The 19,861-nt window shown below is 59.8% G+C and carries 13 protein-coding genes; all 13 read left to right on the top strand.

From position 1 onward, the window contains the following. Window positions 1–4 precede the first annotated feature (4 nt). A complete protein-coding gene (gene flgK, locus OC610_RS02430) occupies window positions 5–2,071 on the top strand; it encodes a flagellar hook-associated protein FlgK (protein WP_181287437.1) in 2,067 nt (688 codons plus the stop codon). A 13-nt stretch (window positions 2,072–2,084) separates the two neighbouring features. After that, window positions 2,085–3,650: a flagellar hook-associated protein 3 gene (locus tag OC610_RS02425; RefSeq protein ID WP_181287436.1), complete on the top strand. Its 1,566-nt coding sequence runs from the start codon at window positions 2,085–2,087 to the stop codon at window positions 3,648–3,650. 111 nt (window positions 3,651–3,761) lie between these two features. After that, entirely contained in the window at window positions 3,762–7,343 is a 3,582-nt protein-coding gene (locus OC610_RS02420; protein ID WP_264426335.1) for a glycosyltransferase, read from the top strand. Window positions 7,344–7,405: 62 nt separating this feature from the next. Further along, the gene (locus tag OC610_RS02415; protein WP_264426334.1) at window positions 7,406–10,297 is read left to right on the top strand and encodes a TIGR00180 family glycosyltransferase; all 2,892 of its coding nucleotides are present in this window, start codon (window positions 7,406–7,408) and stop codon (window positions 10,295–10,297) included. 341 nt (window positions 10,298–10,638) lie between these two features. Further along, on the top strand, window positions 10,639–11,565 hold the full coding sequence (locus tag OC610_RS02410; RefSeq protein WP_181287433.1) for a ketoacyl-ACP synthase III: 927 nt from the start codon (window positions 10,639–10,641) through the stop codon (window positions 11,563–11,565). A gap of 278 nt (window positions 11,566–11,843) precedes the next feature. After that, window positions 11,844–12,692, top strand: coding sequence for a flagellin domain-containing protein (locus OC610_RS02405; RefSeq protein ID WP_181287432.1), 849 nt, complete (start codon window positions 11,844–11,846; stop codon window positions 12,690–12,692). Window positions 12,693–12,764: 72 nt separating this feature from the next. Then, window positions 12,765–13,130 carry a flagellar protein FlaG gene (locus OC610_RS02400; RefSeq protein ID WP_181287431.1) on the top strand — a complete coding sequence of 122 codons (366 nt, stop codon included), beginning with the start codon at window positions 12,765–12,767 and terminating at the stop codon, window positions 13,128–13,130. A gap of 82 nt (window positions 13,131–13,212) precedes the next feature. Further along, window positions 13,213–14,643: a flagellar filament capping protein FliD gene (fliD, locus tag OC610_RS02395; RefSeq protein ID WP_181287430.1), complete on the top strand. Its 1,431-nt coding sequence runs from the start codon at window positions 13,213–13,215 to the stop codon at window positions 14,641–14,643. A gap of 129 nt (window positions 14,644–14,772) precedes the next feature. Further along, window positions 14,773–15,168 carry a flagellar export chaperone FliS gene (gene fliS, locus OC610_RS02390; protein WP_181287429.1) on the top strand — a complete coding sequence of 132 codons (396 nt, stop codon included), beginning with the start codon at window positions 14,773–14,775 and terminating at the stop codon, window positions 15,166–15,168. 11 nt (window positions 15,169–15,179) lie between these two features. Then, window positions 15,180–15,476: a hypothetical protein gene (locus OC610_RS02385; protein WP_030141089.1), complete on the top strand. Its 297-nt coding sequence runs from the start codon at window positions 15,180–15,182 to the stop codon at window positions 15,474–15,476. Window positions 15,477–15,649: 173 nt separating this feature from the next. Continuing rightward, window positions 15,650–17,125: a sigma-54 dependent transcriptional regulator gene (locus OC610_RS02380; RefSeq protein WP_030141088.1), complete on the top strand. Its 1,476-nt coding sequence runs from the start codon at window positions 15,650–15,652 to the stop codon at window positions 17,123–17,125. Between the two features lie 110 nt (window positions 17,126–17,235). Then, on the top strand, window positions 17,236–18,444 hold the full coding sequence (locus OC610_RS02375) for a sensor histidine kinase (RefSeq protein WP_269807880.1): 1,209 nt from the start codon (window positions 17,236–17,238) through the stop codon (window positions 18,442–18,444). Window positions 18,445–18,449: 5 nt separating this feature from the next. Then, the gene (gene fleR / locus OC610_RS02370) at window positions 18,450–19,835 is read left to right on the top strand and encodes a sigma-54-dependent response regulator transcription factor FleR (protein WP_181287428.1); all 1,386 of its coding nucleotides are present in this window, start codon (window positions 18,450–18,452) and stop codon (window positions 19,833–19,835) included. Window positions 19,836–19,861 lie beyond the last annotated feature (26 nt).

The raw sequence follows: 19,861 nt of genomic DNA, 5'->3' as shown, positions 1-19,861 counted from the left end.
AACCATGAGTTTGCTCAATATCGGGATGTCGGGTCTGTCCGCAAGCCAGACCGCACTGGTGACCACGGGTAACAACATCGCCAACGTCGATACCGCTGGGTATTCGCGTCAGCAGACCGTGCAGACCACCAAGGCGTCGAACCAGTACGGCAACGTGTTCATCGGCTCCGGCACGACCCTGGCGGATGTGCGCCGGGTCTATAACTCGTACCTTGAAGCGCAACTGAAGACCACCACCTCGCTCAACAGCGATGCGGCGGCCTACCAAGGTCAGATCACCCCGCTCGATTCCCTGCTGTCGGACAGCGGCACCGGCCTCAACGGCGCGCTGACCAAGTTCTTCGCCTCGGTACAGAACGTCAACGCCAAGCCGGGCGACGACGCGTCCCGCCAGTTGCTGCTCAGCGATGCCCAGGCCTTGAGCAACCGTTTCAACTCGGTTGCCAGCCAGTTGACGGAGCAGAGCCAGAACATCAACGGCAACCTGTCGAACATGGTCGAGCAGATCAACAATCTGGCCACCACCGTCGCCCAGTTGAACAAGAAAATCGCCGAGGTCTCCAACGCCGGCGGCGCGCCGAACGACCTGCTCGACGCCCGCAGCGAGACCATTCGCCAACTGTCTACCTTCACCGGCACTCAGGTCGTCGAGAACGGCAGCAGCCTGGACATCTACCTGGGTTCCGGCCAGCCACTGGTGATGGGCAATATCACCAACAAACTCGAAGCGGTGCCGGACAAGAACGATCCCGGCCGCATTGGCATCCAGCTCAACAGCGGCTCCAGTGTCATGGACATCACCCAGGTCATGACCGGCGGTGAAATCGGCGGCCTGATGCGCTACCGCAGCACTGTGCTCGACCCGGCCATGAACGAGCTGGGCCGCGTGGCGCTGGTCGTCGCCGACCAGATGAACAGCATCCAGGCCTCGGGCATCGACAAGAACGGTGCGTTTGGTTCCAACCTGTTCAGCAGCATCAACAGCGCTGCCCAGATGAGCCAGCGCAGCGTCGCCTCGCTGGGTAACAGCGCAGGCTCCGGCAACTTCAACGTGTCCATCGAAGACACCGGCAAGTTGACCACCAACGACTACAAGATCACCTTCACCAGCGCCACCGACTACACCGTACAGCGCTTGCCGGATAACACCTCGATGGGGGCGTTCAACACCGCCACCACGCCGGCACCAGTGGTCGATGGCTTCTCGCTGACCTTCGCCAGCGGCACCGCGGCCGCGGGCGATTCATTCAAGATCACCCCGACCCGCAACGCGGCGGGCAGCATCAAGACCGAGATGACCGACTCCAAGCGCCTGGCCATCGCCGCGCCGCTGGGCGCTGCCCTTACACCAGGCGACAGTGGCACGCTGACCATCCCGTCCAGCGGCCAGCCGACGATGACCACCAAGCTGGACATCTACGACGAAGCCACCACCAGCATCATCCAGAACGGCATCAAGACTTCGATGCCGGTCAAGGTGGTGTTCGGGGCGATTTCTGCCGGTGGCAGCAGCCAGGCCTATCAATTACTTGACGCTAAGGGTGGCCTGATCAGCAGCGGCACGATCCAGCCCGGCCAGAGCAACACGCTGAGCCTGAGCGTTCCGCTCAAGGATGCCACCGGTGCCGCGATCATGGACTCGTCCGTACCGCCGGTGCAGCGCACCGTCACGTTCGACATGTCGATTGCCGGCGCGCCGTCCGATGGCGCGGGTATCAATATCAGCCTCAGCCAGCCCGGCAGCCTGGACAACCGCAACGGAACGGTATTGGCCGGCTTGCAGACCGCGAAGACCGTGGACACCAACACCGCCAGCAAAGGCATCTCCCTGAACGATGCCTACGGCAAACTGGTGGAAGGCGTCGGCGCCAAGGCCGCCCAAGGCAAGCTCGACAGCGCCGCCACCGGCGCGATCCTGGACAACGCCAAGACCGCTCGCGACTCGCTGTCGGGCGTGGACCTGGATGAAGAAACCGGCAACCTGGTCAAATTCCAGCAGTACTACACCGCGTCTTCGCAGATCATCAAGGCGGCGCAACAAATTTTCAGCACACTGATCAACAGTCTTTAAGGAGCCGTAGCCCATGCGCATTTCTACTTCTCAGTTCTACGAAAGCACGGCTGCGAACTACCAGAAAAACTTCGCCAAGGTGGTCAAGACCAGCGAAGAAGCCAGCAGCCTGGTGCGTGTGAACACCGCCGCTGATGACCCAGTGGGGGCTTCGCGTCTGCTGCAACTGGGTAACCAGGCCTCGATGCTGTCCCAGTACGAAGCCAACGTCACCACCATCAAGGCCACCCTCGGCACCACCGAAGCGGTGATGACCAGCATCGGCAACGTGCTGCAGCGCGCCAAGGAATTGGCCGTGAGTGCCGGTAACGCCGCGTACACCGACTCAGACCGCAAGGCAGTCGCTTCAGAACTGGGCTCGATCGAAGACCAATTGCTGAGCCTGATGAACACCAAGGATGAAAACGGCAAGTACATCTTCGCCGGCTCCAAGGGCGATGTCGTACCGTTCACCCGCAACGACGACGGCACCTACAGCTACAACGGCGACCAGGTCACCCTGGACCTGCCGATCGGCGACACCATGTCCATGGCCACCAACAGCACCGGCTGGGAAGCGTTCCAGCAAGCGGTCAACACCAGCCGAACCCAGGTCACCATGACCGCGCCGGCGGTGGATGATGGCCGCGTGGTGTTGACCAACGGCCAGGTGTCGTCCAGCGTTTCCTACAGCAGCCAGTTCCGCAGTGGCGAGCCGTACACGGTGGAATTCGCCAGCGGCACCCAGTTGAAAATCACTGATTCGGCCGGCAACGATGTGACCGCCGAAGCCAGCAAGGGCGGTGCCATCGACCCTAACAGCCAAGTCGGGCAGACCGTGAAGTTTCGCGGCGTCGACCTCACGCTGAACGTCAACCTGCACGCGGGCGACGTGGCTGGCACGGTGTTGCCCGGACATACGTTCACTCTGGCCGCCAAACCGGACAGCTTCACGCCGGCCCGCAGCCCGGGCAACGCCACCGTGACTCAAATCACGGGTAGCCAGATCACCGATCCGACGGCTTACCATGCCAGTTTCCCGGCGGGGTCGGCGGTGCTGAAGTTCACCAGTCCCACGGACTTCGACTTGTATGCCGCACCGCTGACTTCTGACAGCAAACCTGTATCCAGCGGTACCCTGGCAGGCAACGTCGCTACCGCATCCGGCGTGAGTTTCACACTCAACGGGGCGCCGGCCGCCAACGATCAGTTCAGCATCGCGGTCAACACCCACGAGACGCAAAACATCCTGGACACCGTGAACCAGTTGCGCACTGCGTTGAACACGCCGGCGGCGGGCGACAACATCGCTATCCAGAAACTGAACGCGGCATTGGCTTCAGGTATTGGTAACCTGGCCAGCGGCACTGACCAGTTGACCAGTGCGTTGAGTTCGGTCGGTGGACGTGGCCAGTCGCTCGACACCCAGAGCGACACCAACCAGAGCTTCGTCCTGGCTAACTCGCAGACCCAGTCGGCGATTCGTGATTCTGACCCGGCGGAAGTGATGACGCGCCTGACCTTGCAGCAGACTATGCTCCAAGCGTCGCAGTTGGCGTTCAGCAAAATCGCTCAACTGGGCTTGTTCAACAAAATCTGATCCAGGGCGGGGACCGTGACGCCAAGCGCGGTCCCTTGGCCCGTTCCTTAATATGATTCAGGACGTCCTGCTCTCGCCTGAGTTGGCGCCCACCGGTTGAGAGCCAAGCGTGTGAAATCAGCTCCTCTTGTCAGCATTGCCATCCCCGCGTACCACTCACGCTTTTTCCGCCTCGCCTTGCAAAGCGCGCTCGAGCAGACTTACGAGAACCTTGAAATCGTCATCTGCGACGATTGCCGCACCGATGAAATCGAGCTGATTGTCCGGGAGCTTCGCGCAAGCTCCAATGTTGCGGTGCGCTACCTGCACAACCCTGAGCGGCTGGGGTTCCAGCAGAACCTGTTGCGCTGCCTCGAGGAATCCCGGGGTGAGTACATCAAGTTTCTGTGCGATGACGATCAACTGCTGGCGTTCTGCGTCCGTCAACAGGCCGTCATCCTGCAGGAGCATGAACAGGTATCGCTGGTGATCAACAAGCATCATTTGATCGATGCAGACAATTACGCCTTGCCGATTCGCGTCGAGAACACTGGCATCACCCAGTTCGATGCGCTGTTCAACGGCAGCGACATGCTGGCATATTTTGAAAAGACCACCCGTAATATCCTGGGCGGTTTAAGTGGCGCAATGATGCGTCGCACCGATGTCGAGGCCTTGCTGCCAGCGTTGGCGCGGCCCGGTGAAGGCTTCGAGGCGGTCCTGGATTTTGCCTTGTTCATCTGTCTGCTGCGCCGGGGTCACCTGGTCCAGTTATACGCCGAGGGAAGTGGCCAACGGTTGCATCCGGAGCGCCTTGCGCGTCAGCACAAGATGCTTGAGGCGGCCACGGTCGAATTGAACTGGCTCAAGGAAATGCTCACCCAGCGCAGCGGCGAGCCGGCGCCAGCCAGTGGCTGGGTGCGTTACCAGGCGCTGGATCGAAGCCAGGACCAGGGGACGTCCGAATGGGAAGAAATCAACGTCTACTCGATCATCGCGACTCGGCAGGGCGTCATCGGCTCGCAAGTCGGCACTGACATCGAGAGCTACGCGGATCTCTATGTGCAGTGGTTGGCATGTCGGCGTTTCAGCCCATTGCGCAAGCAAGTCTTGTCCCGGCAGATCGCGCGCTGGGCTTATCGTCCGACGATCGTCCCCGTCATCATTGACGAGCAGGACGATCCTCATGCGTTGGGTATCACCCTGCAGAGCATCGCTGACCAGGCTTATGCCTGCGAATCGGTGCTGCTGTTGTCCAACGGTCGCCAGGTGATGGACAACCATGTCCTGCGTCTTGGCCTGCAGGCGGACTGGGTTCAGCAGCTCAATGGGCTGTTGCCGCAACTGGACGGGGCCGACTGGTTCTATCTGCTGCGTGCCGGCGATCGCTTGACGGAGTCAGCGCTCCTGGTCATGGCCGATCGGATTGTCAGCTCGCCGGGTGCGGCCTGTATCTATAGCGATGAAGGCGCGCTGGTGGACGAAAAATCGGCGGAGCCGATCTTCAAGCCCGACTTCAATCTCGATTTGATGCGCGGTTATCCCTACGTCGGCCGAACACTGGCTTTCGAGCGCGCTCGACTCCTGGTCTCGGGTGGATTTGATTCGAGCCTGGGGGAATTGGCGCCCCACGACTTGATCTGGCGATTGGTTGAAACGGATGGACCGCAGGCGATTGGACATGTTCCGGAGGTCCAGGTCGAGTCGGCGTTTTCGTTCGCCCAATGGCTGTCGCTGCCGGAAGTCATCGAGCAGAACGCCCGGCTGATCAGTGTTCATCTGCAGCGCATCGGCGTGCCGCACCGGCTTCACCCCGGGCCGCTCCTGGCGTTGATACCGCGTATCGAATACCTGTTCACCGAGCGGCCACTGGTGTCGATTATTATCAGCGTCAAGGATGATCTGAGCGCCCTGGAGCGTTGCGTCGACAGCCTGCTCAGTACGACGGCTTATCCGAACTACGAGATCATCATCGTCGACAACGCCAGTGAAAGCACCGAGTTGCAGCATTGGCTGCGGGCCATGGCCGAGCTGAGCAGTGAGAAGTTGCGAATATTCTTCCATCCGGGAAGCGCCAGCGAAGCCGTGATCCGCAATTTCGCCGCACAGCAGGCCCGTGGCGAATACCTGTTGCTGCTCAGTCCCAATTGCATCGTGCTGGAGGCCGCCTGGCTGGACGAACTGCTCAATCATGGGCAGCGTCCTGAGGTCGGTATCGTCGGGCCCCGCACACTCAACCTGCAGGGCCGGGTCATCGACTCCGGGATGATCATGGGGCTGGACGGGTTGGCGGGCAGGGCGTTCGTCAACGAATCGGTGACGTCTGGCGGCTATATGCAACGCTTGCAGACGGTGCAGAACTGGAGTGCCGTTGGCGACCATTGTCTGTTGGTGCGCAAGCAGGTTCTGGAGGAGGTCGGCGGGTTCGATGAGTCGATCACAACGCAGCGCATCAATTCTCTGGAACTCTGCCAGCAAGTCGGAAAAAACGGTTACTTGATTGTTACGACACCTCACAGTGATGTGGTGCTGGCGCCCGGCTTGGAAGCCAGTCGTGATCCGTCGTGGAAGGCGCGCCTGGAGCATGAACAAGAGGCGTTCTATCAGCGCTGGTTGCCCCGGGTCGCCAACGATCCTGCCTACAACCGTAACCTGACCCTGACTGGGAAAAGCTTCAGTCTTGAGCCTGGGCCACGTACCGGCTGGAATCCGTTGATCACCCGCAACGTGCCGTCGATCCTGGGAATGGCGGTCAATACCTCGGCAGTGGGGCATTACCGAGTCAGCCAGCCGTTGTTCGAACTGGAAGCGGCGGGTCGAATCGTCGGGCGTGTGGCCTACGATACGCCCTCGATCATCGACATCGAGCGCCAGTCACCCGATGTGATTATCCTGCAAGGGCGCTATAACGTCGGTAAATTCAAGGACATTGCCCAGGTCAAGACTTACTCCAATGCCATGCGCATCTATGAATTGGATGACTACATCGCCAGGGTCCCCGAAAAAAACGAACACCGTCGCAATATGCCGGACAACCTCGAGGACTTGCTGCGCCAAGGGATCGCCCAGTGCGATCGGGTCGTGGTGTCCACCCATCCGCTGGCGGACGCCTTGTCCAGCATGCACCACGACATCCGCGTGGTGCCGAACATGCTGGCGGCCGGCCTGTGGCATCAGCTCCGCAGCCAGCGTGCAACCTCCGGCAAGCCGCGTATCGGTTGGGGAGGCGGCACCAGCCACCGTGGTGACCTGGAGCTTATCGCCGATGTCGTCCGGGAACTGGCTGACGAGGTGGAGTGGGTTTTCTTTGGCATGTGCCCGGATATGCTCAAGCCCTTTATCCATGAGTTCCATCCTGGCGTGAGCCTGGCGGCCTATCCGGCGAAGCTTGCCAGCCTGAACCTGGATCTGGCCTTGGCACCCTTGGAATTTCATATTTTCAACGACTGCAAAAGCAACCTCCGACTGCTGGAGTACGGTGCGTGCGGCTATCCGGTCATTTGTTCGGATACCGAGGCTTACCGAGGGCACTTGCCTTGCACCCGGGTCCTCAGCAACAGCACCGAAGAATGGCTGGAAGCGATCCGTATGCACCTGGCGGATCCGATTGCCAGTTACCGGATGGGCGATGAATTACGTGAAGTGGTGTTGCGCGACTTCGTCTTGCGCGGCGATAACCTGCAGTACTGGGCCAATGGTTGGTTGCCGGATTGACCAGGTTCAATCTCGAATTCCCGGTGTCGCTGATGCGGCCACCTACCCGTTAAGGAATGAATATGCAAAGCAATGTCCCAACAGGATCGACTGCACTGTTGAATGAACGGTTTACCCTGGTGCTGCTCGCTCACGACCAGTCGACTGCCTTGCGGCGGGCGTTGCGTTATTACAGTGAGAGTTCATTCACCTTGCTGGTCGTCGACTCATCGAGCCGGGTCGACACTGGGATCACGGCAGCATTCTCGGACGTGCAATACCTACACGCGCCCACGGCGAGTGGCTTTGGTGACAAGGTTCGCCAGGCTGTCGAGCACGTCGTCACGCCTTACCTGGCTGTCGCCGATGCCGAGAGTTTCCTGCTGCCCCTGGCACTTGAACAGGCGATGGATTTCCTGGAAGCGCACGGCGAGTACGGGGCCTGCCAAGGCTACAGCGTGGCGTTCGAGGCCCATGCCGACCGTGTCGACTATTACTTGCTCGACCGCAAGGGCTGCGAAGATTACTCCGGCCCCTCGGCTGAAGCCCGGCTGAGCGCATTTGCCGAAGATTGCCCCGCACTGGTAAATGCCCTTACGCGCACCGAAACCCTGCGACGCAGCTACGCGTCGTTGCCCGCCGGTTTTGACTCGCAGTTACAGGAGGCCGGCCATTCCTATGGGGTGGTGGCGGATGCGAAGGTCCGCTTGCTGGACATTCCCTATGGCGTCCATGAACGCAGTCGCGTGAGGAAGCCGCAAAGCCAGGTCGCCATGACGCCGGGTACCCAGGACATGCGAGCGGTTGCCGAGCAGGAGCGTTTGGCCATAACGCTGGCCGCCGCCTTCGGCGCGGGTGCTTCGGTGCGAGAACATGCCCGGGGCATCGTCAAGAAGCTCGCTGAGCGTTCGGTGCCTCCGTCGGGAAAACTGTTCGAGTCGACCTGGGATTCCCGGCGTGCTGAGCCGGTTCGTCGTTTCGAACCCACGCAGTACGTTGAGTTGCCCTTTTATAACCAGGCTTTTTTCGACGTGCTCGCCACACTGGAATTCCTGCTTCATGCCGCGCCGAGCGGGCAGGTGCAGTTGAAGGAGCTGGAAGCGGCCATGCTCAAGCAAAAGGAGCTTTCCCGCCCCCAGCGCAACACCAGCGCCGAGCCGCTTGATGAACAGTTGGCGAGGGCATTCCTGAGCTATGCGTTCAACCAGGACCTGGTGAAGCAACTGCTGGGGCTCATGCAGGCCAAGGGTGACACGCGCTACGTGCAGATGCTCCAGGCCTGGGACCAACGGCTCAAGGCGGCAGCGTTCGAAAATACCGCGCGGTTGTTCGACGACACACGTTCCGGCCGATTGCTGCGCTGGCTCGAGGCGCGTGAGCCGAGCGCGCGTGAAGCCCAACAAGTGTCAAAATACCTGGCGGCTCGCAAGGGTGGACCTACGTTCGGCATTTTGATCCTCGACCTGGAAGCCGATATCTTCAAGATGCAGGCCACCTTCGACAGCATCATCAATGGCTACTGCCGGGCGTTCAAGATTGTGGTGTTCACGACCGGCGACCTGCCGGCCGAGACGACGCCGCAGAGCGTGCTGCATTTCGTCAAAGTCAACGAAAGCAACTACGTCGATAAGATTAACCAGGTCGTCAGCCAGAGCGATTGTGACTGGATGGTCATGGCCGAGGCCGGCGATGAATTGACGCCGGGTGGCCTGTTCCGCGCGGGTGTCGAGCTGCTGGACGCGCCATGCCAGGCCGTGGCTATGGACGAGTTCCAGCGTCAGCCTGACGGTACGCTGGCCGATGTCTTCCGACCAGGATTCAACCTTGACTTGCTGCAAAGCAACCCGGCAATGATGGGTCGTCATTGGTTGATACGTCGTGAGACGTTGGTAAAGCTCGGCGGTTATTCGCGCGAGTTCAAGAACGCGATGGAGTTCGACCTGCTGTTGCGCCTGATCGAGCAGGACGGCCTGGAGGGGCTTGCTCATCTGGATGAACCTCTGCTGATCTGCCAGGCGCCCGTGGTGGAAGACAACGCTGATGAGCGCAAGACATTGCTGCGTCATCTGGCGGTTCGTGGTTATCAAGCCGACGTGAGCGCAGTCGTGCCGGGGACCCATAAAATCGATTATCGCTTTGCCGAGCGCCCCATGGTGTCGATCATTGTCCACGGCGTCGATGATCTGACGGTGTTGCAACGTGGCTTGCTCAGCGTACTGCAACGCACCCGGTACCAGCGCTACGAAGTGCTGGTGCCCACCATGGCGGCAAACCATCCCGTACTGCGCACTTGGCTTGACGGCCAGGGGCACCAGGCCAGTCGCGTCCGGTTGCTGGATATTGATGCGGGCGTCGCAACGGGGTCTCTGATCAACGCTGCGAGTCAGGAAGCCAAGGGCGATTACCTGGTGGCGCTCGCGGCCGACAGCGAGGTGGTCAACGTCAACTGGATCGAATCACTGCTCAATCAAGCCTTGCGGCCGGAAGTCGGCGTTGTCGGTGCCAAGCTCGTCGAACGCGATGGACGAATCACCCAGGCCGGTCTGATCCTGGGCTTGAATGACAGCGTCGGCTCGGCCTTCGTTGGCGAGTCGAAGACCGCCCGGGGCTATATGAACAGGTTGGTGGTCGAGCAGAATTGTTCGGCAGTATCTTTTGGCTGCCTGATGATTTCCAAGCAGTTGTTCGAAGCGGCTGATGGCATTGACACAGGATTGTTCGATGATGCCCTGGGTGACGTCGACCTCTGCCTCAGGGTTGGCCAGGCCGGTTATCTGACCGTATGGACGCCCCATGTGCAGTTGATCCAGCCCGGCGTGCTGGCAAGTACGCCGCAGGCGCTTGCGGCGCTGCGTGAGAAGTGGTCCGGGGCGTTCGCCCAGGATCGCTTCTACAATGGCAACCTGGCGCTGCAAGGCGCGGGTTTCGCCTTGGGGCCGGTGCGCAACGTACCTTGGACCGACTTGCTGAACTGACCGCCGCATAACACGCCTCTTGCGAGGCGTCCTCTTGGCGCCGACAGGTTGAACCTGTCGGCGCTCTCGCCGAAATCCTCCACTTTTCTCAAGATTCCGGGCCGGTGCCTGCACCCGTTGCAGCGAATGTCGCCGCTTCGCTTGTCATGAAAAAATGCCTCTTCAGGACAAAACGGCGTGACGCATAGGTCATAAAGTGCATCTTCACTGTATTGTATTCCCCGGAGTGGAGGCCCGTGCGTACGCCTGGCACGGCTTCTGCCCTTGGAAATCAACCATTTTGAAGCGCCCCTGAGCTTTTGGGGGTGAACCTAGTCGCAGTTTATGATCGGGAAGCCATGATGATTGGCATAAAAAGCATAGCGAGTTATGTGCCGACCGCTGGTGTGGATAACTACGCTCAGGGTGCCAAATTCGAGAAGGATGAAGAGTTCATCCTTGGCAAGATCGGTTCGGCGTTCCTGCCTCGCAAAGACGCAGACCAGGAAACTTCGGACCTGTGTGTCCAAGCAGTCAACGCATTGTTTGCCAACAACCCGCAGCTTTCGCGCGAATCCATCGACGCGCTGATCGTCGTCACCCAGAACGGTGATGAGGAAGGCCTGCCGCACACGGCTGCCATCGTGCAGGACAAGCTCGGGCTGCCGACCCACGTGGCGGCGTTCGATATCTCGCTGGGCTGCTCGGGCTACGTCTACGGCATCTATGCCTTGAAGGGCTTCATGGAGGCCGCAGGGCTGAAGAATGGGTTGCTGGTCACCGCCGATCCGTACTCGAAAATCGTCGACCCGGAAGACCGCAACACCACCATGCTGTTCGGCGATGCCGCCACGGCCACGTGGATGGCCGAGGGCGCCAACTGGCAATTGGGCAAATCCAAGTTCGGCACCGACGGTTCCGGTGCGCCGCACCTGAAGGTCAGCGACGGTGTGTTTTTCATGAACGGTCGCCAGGTCTTCAACTTTGCTTTGTTGAAAGTGCCCGCTCATTTGCATGAGCTGTTGGACGAGTCGTCGCTGCAAGCCAGCGACATCGACGCGTTCTGCATTCACCAGGGCAGCGCGGCGATCGTCGATGCCGTGGCACGGCGTTTCGAGGGCGAGCCTGAGAAATTCATCAAGGACATGGTCGAGACCGGCAATACCGTGTCGTCGAGCATTCCGCTGCTGCTGGAGAAGCACGTCCTGGATGCCGACTGGAAGCGCGTCGCGATCAGCGGTTTCGGTGTGGGCCTGTCGTGGGGATCGGCGATTCTTTATCGCGATTGATCGAATCCTGTTCATCCCAATAGCGCTTCAGGTTGACCTGAAGCGCTTTTTTTTTGCCCGTGACGCTGCCCTGCGATTTATTGACGCCATTTTCCTAGCTTTTTTTGCCGCTAAGCCCTTGTTTCTCAAGGGGTGGCAGTCTGCTAGTAAATTTTTTGAAAAAAGCCCTCAAGCAAGTTCCCAACCCGACGATAACTATTACGAAGGTTCTCTAGGCCACACCCCCGGCGGTTGCCAAGGGCCGGAAGCCGCAGTACCCAACCAACGAGGAATTCGTCATGGCTTTAACAGTAAACACCAACACAACTTCGCTGAACGTTCAGAAGAACTTGAACCGCGCTTCCGACGCTCTGTCCACTTCGATGACTCGCCTGTCTTCCGGCCTGAAAATCAACAGCGCCAAAGACGACGCCGCCGGCCTGCAGATCGCTACCCGTATGACCTCGCAAATCCGCGGTCAGACCATGGCGATCAAAAACGCCAACGACGGTATCTCCATGGCGCAGACCGCTGAAGGCGCGATGCAAGAGCAGACCAACATTCTGCAGCGTATGCGCGAACTGGCCATCCAGTCCCGTAACGACAGCAACAGTGCAACCGACCGTGTCGCTCTGAACAAAGAGTTCTCGCAGATGAGCGATGAACTGACCCGTATCGCCAACAGCACCAACCTGAACGGCAAGAATCTGCTCGACGGTACTGCTAGCACCATGACCTTCCAGGTCGGTTCGAACACCGGTTCTGACAACCAGATCTCCCTGACCTTGAGCGCCAGCTTCGACGCTGCAAGCCTGGGTGTTGACTCGGCAATCACCATCGTTGGTTCCGACAGCGCTACTGCTGAAACCAACTTCTCGGCCGCAATGGACGCAATCACCAGCGCGATCGACACCATCAACAGTGCTCGTGCTGACCTCGGTGCTGCTCAAAACCGTTTCGCCAGCACCATCTCCAACCTGCAGAACATCAACGAAAACGCCAGTGCTGCACTGGGTCGAGTACAAGACACCGACTTCGCTGCTGAAACTGCCCAGCTGACCAAGCAGCAGACTCTGCAACAGGCTTCCACTTCGGTTCTGGCCCAGGCCAACCAACTGCCATCCGCTGTACTGAAGCTGCTTCAGTAATAGCCGGATGAGTTTTAGCGGGGGAGTGCGCTTGCGTGCTCTCTCGCTTTTTCCGTTCAAGAGGTGATGGACATGGATATGAGCGTGAAGCTGAACTTGTCTTATCCAGCGGCGAAGCCGGCACCTACAGTGGCCGACAAGCCCGTGGAGAAGCCTCAAGCCGACGTTGCTCCCGTGACGCCGGTCAAGCAAGCGCCTAAAGACGCTGCGGCCGAGCAGGAAAAACTCAAAAAGGCCGTTCAGGAAATCGAGAAATTCGTCCAGTCGGTCAAGCGTAACCTGGAGTTCTCTATTGATGAGCCTTCAGGCAAAGTAGTGGTCAAAGTGATTGCCAGTGGTTCCGGTGAAGTGATTCGCCAGATCCCGAACGAAGAAGTCCTGAAACTGGCCAACAGTTTGAATGATGCAAACAGCTTGTTGTTCAGCGCCGAAGCCTGACAACCGGCACGAATTCTGTTGTTATGTTCTTTTGGGCGTTGTAAAGGTCAAAAGGCCGGCGACACACTGAAGGGAGTCCCACATGGCAAGTCCAATTCTACCTGGCTTGGGTCTAGGCTCGGGCCTGGATACCACTGCAATCGTCAAGGCGCTGGTCGATTCCGACAAGGCCGCCAAGCAAGGTCAGATCACTCGCGCGACGACGACGACTACCAACAGTATCTCCGGGGTCGGAACCCTGAAGTCATTGTTGGCAGCCTTCAATACCGCCATGAAGGACTTGGGCAGCACAACCAGCCCGCAGTTCGCGGGTTTTGCTGCGACCTCTTCGGTACCCGGTGTTCTCACGGCGACCGCCAGCAACTCGGCGGTGAATGGTACTTACTCGATCAAGATCACCAACCTCGCCACGGCCTCGAAGGTCACGTCGGCGGCGTTTGCCGGTGGGACGACCAGCGCCATTCCTACCGGGACGATGACCATCTCGCAGAAGGGGGTCGACTACAATCTCAATGTGCCGGATGGTTCGACCCTGCAATCGGTTCGCGACGCGATCAATGCCGACTCTTCGCTCAAGGCTGCCGGTGTCAGTGCGAACATCGTGACCGACTCTTTCGGATCGCGCCTGGTGCTGGGTTCAACTACCACCGGCGCAGGTTCCGATATCTCGGTGAGCGGTATAGCAGGGCTGGAGATCGACGGCACGAATGTCGTGGGTGCCGGCACTGATCCGTTGACCGCCACTTCGGCGGGCGCTATCGGTGCCTTGGCCCAGGATGCCAATTTCACCGTCGATGGCATGAAACTGACGAGCAAGAGCAACACTGTGAGCACGGCAATTTCGGGGCTGACCTTGAATTTGCTCGGCGTTGCGGGCGATGCCACCTCAACGGTTACCGTGGCGCCGAACAACGATGGCCTGAAAGCCTCGATCCAGAAGTTCGTCGATGCTTATAACGCCATTGCAAACAGCATCACCGCGCTGACCAAGCCGTCACTTGACGATGATGGGAAGCCGACGGTGCCGGCCAAATTGACGGGTGACGCGTTGCCTCGCTCGCTCCTGGCAGCGATTCGAACGCCCTTGTCTGAAACCGGCGCTGGAGACAAGTTGACCTCGCTGGCCCAGTTGGGTATCACCACTGATCAGAAGACGGGTGCGTTGAACTTCGATAGCGTCAAGTTCAGCGCAGCGATGAACGATAAAAAGCTCAGCGGTGAAGTCCAGACGTTGTTCACGGGCACCAACGGCCTGTTGGAGCGCATGGGCAAGGCGATCGAGCCCTTCAGCCAGACGGGTGGCATTCTCGACCAGCGGAACACAGCGCTGACCAGGACCCAGACCCGCTTGAAGGCCGATCAGGAGGCTCTGGATCGTCGGGTCGAGACCCTGACCGCAGTGCTGACTAAGAAGTACAACGACATGGATACCTTGGTCGGCAAGCTGAAGGCCACTGCGAGCAACATCACCTCGATGTTCGAGGCGCTGACGGCACAACAGAAAAATAGCTGATTTCGATCGACGAAAAAGCCCGGCAACGTTTTGACAACGTTCCGGGCTTTCGGCTTTTCGGTCTAAAGTTTTTTGACGCAGCGTCGATACGCTGTTTATACGAACCGAAGATTTTTGATGAGGTAGAACATGAATCCGATGTTGGCCCTTCGCCAATACCAGAAGATTGGCGCCCAGGCGCAAACCTCCGAAGCAAGTCCCCATCGTCTGGTGCAAATGCTCATGGAAGGCGGCTTGGATCGTATCGCCCAGGCCAAGGGTGCGATGGAGCGCAGGGATATTGCAAACAGAGGCATCCTGATCAGCAAGGCCATCGGCATTGTCGGCGGCTTGCGAGAAGGCCTGGACCTGGAAAATCGGGCCGAGTCGGTTGCTGAACTGGATACTCTTTACGCTTACATGATGAAGCGTTTGGCTGAGGCCAACGTCAAAGCCGATCCGAAGATCCTCGACGAAGTCGCTGATCTGCTTCGCACGGTCAAGGAAGGCTGGGATGCCATTGCCACGCCTGGACCGCAATTCTGAGGAATATGCTCATGAGTCTTGTCTTGCAGCGAATCGAACAAACCCGTGAGGCCCTGGTTGATGCCCTGGCTGAGCGGAACTGGGAGGCCATCGGTCAATTGGACCTGGCGTGCCGTTCCTGCATGGAAGACGTCTTGAGCGAGTCCGAGGTGGACGAGGCGGCGTTGCGTAACAACCTGGAAGAATTGCTGGGGGTGTACCGGCAGTTGCTGGAGGCGGCGACGGGAGAGCGTCAGGCAATCGTCGATGAAATGTCGCAGATTCATCAGGCACAGAACGCGGCGAAGGTTTACCACTTGTTCGGATGATTTAATTTTCATTTAATCCGAACAAAGTGCGCCATAAATTTGACTGTGCACGATTTTTTGACTTAACTAGTGGCTGTTTACAGATTTCAGGCGTCTACAGGCATGACAAGTCTGCAAGCGTCTAGCTTGCCCCCAAATTCGGGCACTGAGTTGACTAGGGAAGTTGCTATTGCATGTGGCGTGAAACCAAAATTCTCCTGATCGATGACGATAGCGTCCGCCGCCGCGACCTGGCGGTGATCCTGAATTTTCTTGGCGAAGAAAATTTACCCTGCGGTAGCCATGATTGGCAGCAGGCTGTCGGCTCTTTGTCGTCCAGTCGTGAAGTCATTTGTGTCCTTATTGGGACCGTAAATGCTCCCGCTTCGCTTTTGGGCTTGCTAAAGACACTCTCAACCTGGGATGAGTTCCTTCCAGTTTTGTTAATGGGCGAAAATTCTTCCCTTGACTTGCCTGAGGACCAGCGCCGCCGGGTACTTTCCACCTTGGAAATGCCGCCGAGCTACAGCAAATTGCTCGATTCGCTGCACCGTGCCCAGGTTTATCGCGAGATGTACGACCAGGCCCGCGAGCGCGGTCGGCACCGTGAACCCAATCTTTTCCGCAGCCTTGTCGGCACCAGCCGTGCGATCCAGCACGTGCGCCAGATGATGCAGCAGGTGGCCGACACCGACGCCAGCGTGCTGATCCTGGGCGAGTCCGGCACCGGCAAGGAAGTGGTCGCGCGCAACCTGCATTACCATTCCAAGCGCCGCGAAGCGCCGTTCGTGCCGGTCAACTGCGGTGCGATCCCGGCCGAGTTGCTGGAAAGCGAATTGTTCGGCCACGAGAAGGGCGCGTTTACCGGTGCAATCACCAGCCGCGCCGGGCGTTTCGAACTGGCCAATGGCGGCACGCTGTTCCTCGATGAGATCGGCGACATGCCGCTGCCGATGCAGGTCAAGCTGCTGCGCGTGCTGCAAGAGCGTACGTTCGAGCGCGTGGGCAGCAACAAGACCCAGAGCGTCGACGTGCGGATCATCGCCGCGACCCACAAGAATCTCGAGAGCATGATTGAGGTTGGCAGCTTCCGCGAAGACCTCTATTACCGTCTCAATGTATTCCCGATCGAAATGGCGCCGTTGCGCGAGCGGGTCGAAGACATCCCGCTGCTGATGAACGAATTGATCTCGCGCATGGAGCATGAGAAGCGCGGTTCGATCCGCTTCAACTCGGCGGCGATCATGTCCCTCTGCCGCCATGGCTGGCCGGGCAACGTTCGCGAGCTGGCGAACCTGGTGGAGCGCATGGCGATCATGCACCCCTACGGTGTGATCGGCGTCGCTGAGCTGCCGAAGAAATTCCGCTACGTCGATGACGAAGACGAGCAAATGGTCGACAGCCTGCGCAGCGATCTGGAAGAACGCGTGGCGATCAACGGCCATACGCCGGATTTCACCAGCAACGCCTTGTTGCCGCCGGAAGGCCTCGACCTCAAGGACTATCTCGGAGGCCTGGAGCAGGGCCTCATCCAGCAGGCCTTGGACGATGCCAACGGTATCGTGGCCCGGGCGGCGGAACGCCTGCGTATTCGCCGTACCACCCTGGTGGAAAAGATGCGCAAGTACGGCATGAGCCGGCGCGAAGGAGACGAACAGGCGGATGATTGACGCCTGTTTTGCAACCGCCTGATTTCCAGGCGGTTTTTTTTCGGCACGGGTATTGCTACAGCCCTCGCAACGTTCCGTTTAACTGACGGTCAGCCAAGCGAGAGAGCACGATGACCCAAGCCGCCCTGATGTCGCCTGTCCCCGAGCCGGGACACATGCCGTCCGCCGAACAGGCTAGCCGGCTTGGACTTGAACAGGCGTTTTCGCTGTTTAACCAGATGTCCAGCCAGTTGACCGATTCCTACAGCCTGCTTGAAGCCCGGGTGACCGAGCTCAAGGGTGAGCTGGCGGTGGTCAGTGCCCAGCGCATGCAGGAACTGGCGGAAAAAGAACGCCTGGCCAATCGGCTGCAAAATCTCCTCGATCTCTTGCCTGGCGGCGTCATCGTCATCGATGAGCACGGTTTCGTGCGCGAAGCCAACCCGGCGGCGTGCGAGCTGCTCGGCCTGCCATTGGAGGGCGAGCTTTGGCGGCACGTCATCGCCCGCTGCTTCGCCCCTCGCGAAGACGATGGCCACGAAATCTCCCTCAAGGACGGTCGCCGTCTCTCTATCTCGACCCGTTCGCTGGATGCCGAGCCTGGGCAGTTGGTGCTGCTCAATGACCTGACTGAAACCCGTCACCTGCAAGATCAACTGGCTCGCCACGAGCGGCTGTCGTCCCTCGGTCGGATGGTGGCGTCGCTGGCCCATCAGATCCGCACACCGCTGTCCGCCGCGTTGCTCTACGCCAGTCATCTGACGGAGCAGCAGTTGCCGATGGACACCCAGCAGCGCTTTGCTGGCCGCTTGAAAGAACGCCTGCATGAGCTGGAGCACCAGGTGCGCGATATGCTGGTGTTCGCCCGGGGCGAGTTGCCGTTGACCGACCGCGTGACACCCAAGGCGTTACTGCAATCCTTGCAGGCCGCAGCGTTGACCCATGTGCAGGATCTGCCGATCCGCTGGCAGTGCGACAGCCATGTGGGCGAGGTCTTGTGCAACCGTGACACCTTGGTGGGCGCGGTATTGAACCTGATTGAAAATGCGATCCAGGCCAGCGGCGGCGACGTCCGGTTGAAGGTTCATCTGTACACCCGTGGCAGCACGTTGCGCCTGTGTGTCAGCGACAGCGGCAGTGGTATCGATCCAGTGGTGTTGACCCGCCTGGGCGAACCGTTTTTTACCACCAAGGCCACTGGGACAGGCTTGGGCCTGACCGTGGTCAAGGCTGTGGCGCGTGCCCATCAGGGAGAATTGCTGCTGCGCTCGCGGCTGGGGCGTGGCACTTGTGCGCTGATCGTCCTGCCGCTGTTTTCCAGTGCGCCAGGGGTGGAGTGAAGGCAATGGCGATCAAGGTTTTGCTGGTGGAGGACGATCGTGCGCTGCGCGAGGCGCTGGCCGATACGCTGCTGTTGGCCGGGCATGATCATGCCGCCGTCGGTTCGGCGGAGGAGGCGCTGCTGGCCGTTGCGCGCGAGCCGTTTAGCCTGGTGGTCAGCGACGTCAACATGCCAGGCATGGACGGTCACCAGTTGCTCGGATTGCTGCGTGCGCGCCAGCCTCAATTGCCAGTCCTGTTGATGACGGCCCACGGTGCGGTCGAGCGTGCGGTGGATGCCATGCGCCAGGGGGCGGCGGATTACTTGGTCAAGCCGTTCGAGCCCAAGGCGCTGCTGGACCTGGTGGCGCGTCATGCCCTGGGAATCCCGGCAGTCGAGGGTGAAGGGCCAGTGGCCATCGAGCCGGCCAGTGCTCAGTTGCTGGACTTGGCCGCGCGGGTGGCACGCAGTGACTCGACCGTGTTGATTTCCGGCGAGTCGGGTACGGGCAAGGAGGTGCTGGCTCGCTATATCCATCAGCAATCCCGTCGCGCCAACGAACCGTTCATTGCCATCAACTGCGCGGCGATTCCCGACAACATGCTCGAGGCAACGTTGTTCGGGCACGAGAAGGGCTCGTTCACCGGCGCCATCGCGGCCCAGGCCGGCAAGTTCGAACAGGCGGACGGCGGCACCATCCTGCTCGATGAGATTTCAGAAATGCCCCTGGGCCTGCAGGCCAAGCTGTTGCGGGTGTTGCAGGAGCGAGAAGTGGAACGGGTCGGCGCTCGCAAGCCCATCAGCCTGGACATCCGCGTGGTCGCGACCACCAACCGCGACCTGGCGGGTGAAGTGGCGGCGGGGCGCTTCCGCGAAGATTTGTATTATCGGCTGTCGGTTTTTCCGTTGGCCTGGCGTCCGTTGCGCGAGCGCACCGCCGATATCCTGCCGCTGGCCGAGCGCCTGCTGGCCAAGCACGTCAATAAAATGAAGCACGCCACGGCGCGACTGTCCGCCGAAGCCCAGGCTTGCCTGATCGCTTATCCCTGGCCTGGCAATGTCCGTGAGTTGGATAACGCCATCCAGCGGGCCTTGATCCTGCAGCAGGGCGGCTTGATCCAGCCTGAGGATTTTTGCCTGGCCGGTCCGGTGGCTTGCGCGCCGTTACCCGTCTTGCAGCCAGCACCAGCGGTGGTTCCACCAGTGGAAGTGGCGGAGTCCGCGGGTGCGCTGGAGGACGACCTGCGTCGGCGCGAATTCCAGATGATCATCGATACCCTGCGTGCCGAGCGCGGCCGTCGCAAGGAGGCGGCCGAACGCCTCGGGATCAGCCCTCGCACCCTGCGCTACAAGCTGGCGCAGATGCGTGACGCGGGGATGGATGTGGAGGCTTACCTTTTCGCCAGTTGAATAGTCGCCACCAATCCTTGTGGGAG

The sequence above is a fragment of the Pseudomonas agronomica genome, from assembly GCF_025917275.1.
GTDB classification, from domain to species: Bacteria; Pseudomonadota; Gammaproteobacteria; order Pseudomonadales; family Pseudomonadaceae; genus Aquipseudomonas; species Aquipseudomonas agronomica.
The sequence above is the reverse complement of the archived record's forward strand: the minus strand, read 5'-3'. Positions and strand labels throughout refer to the sequence as shown.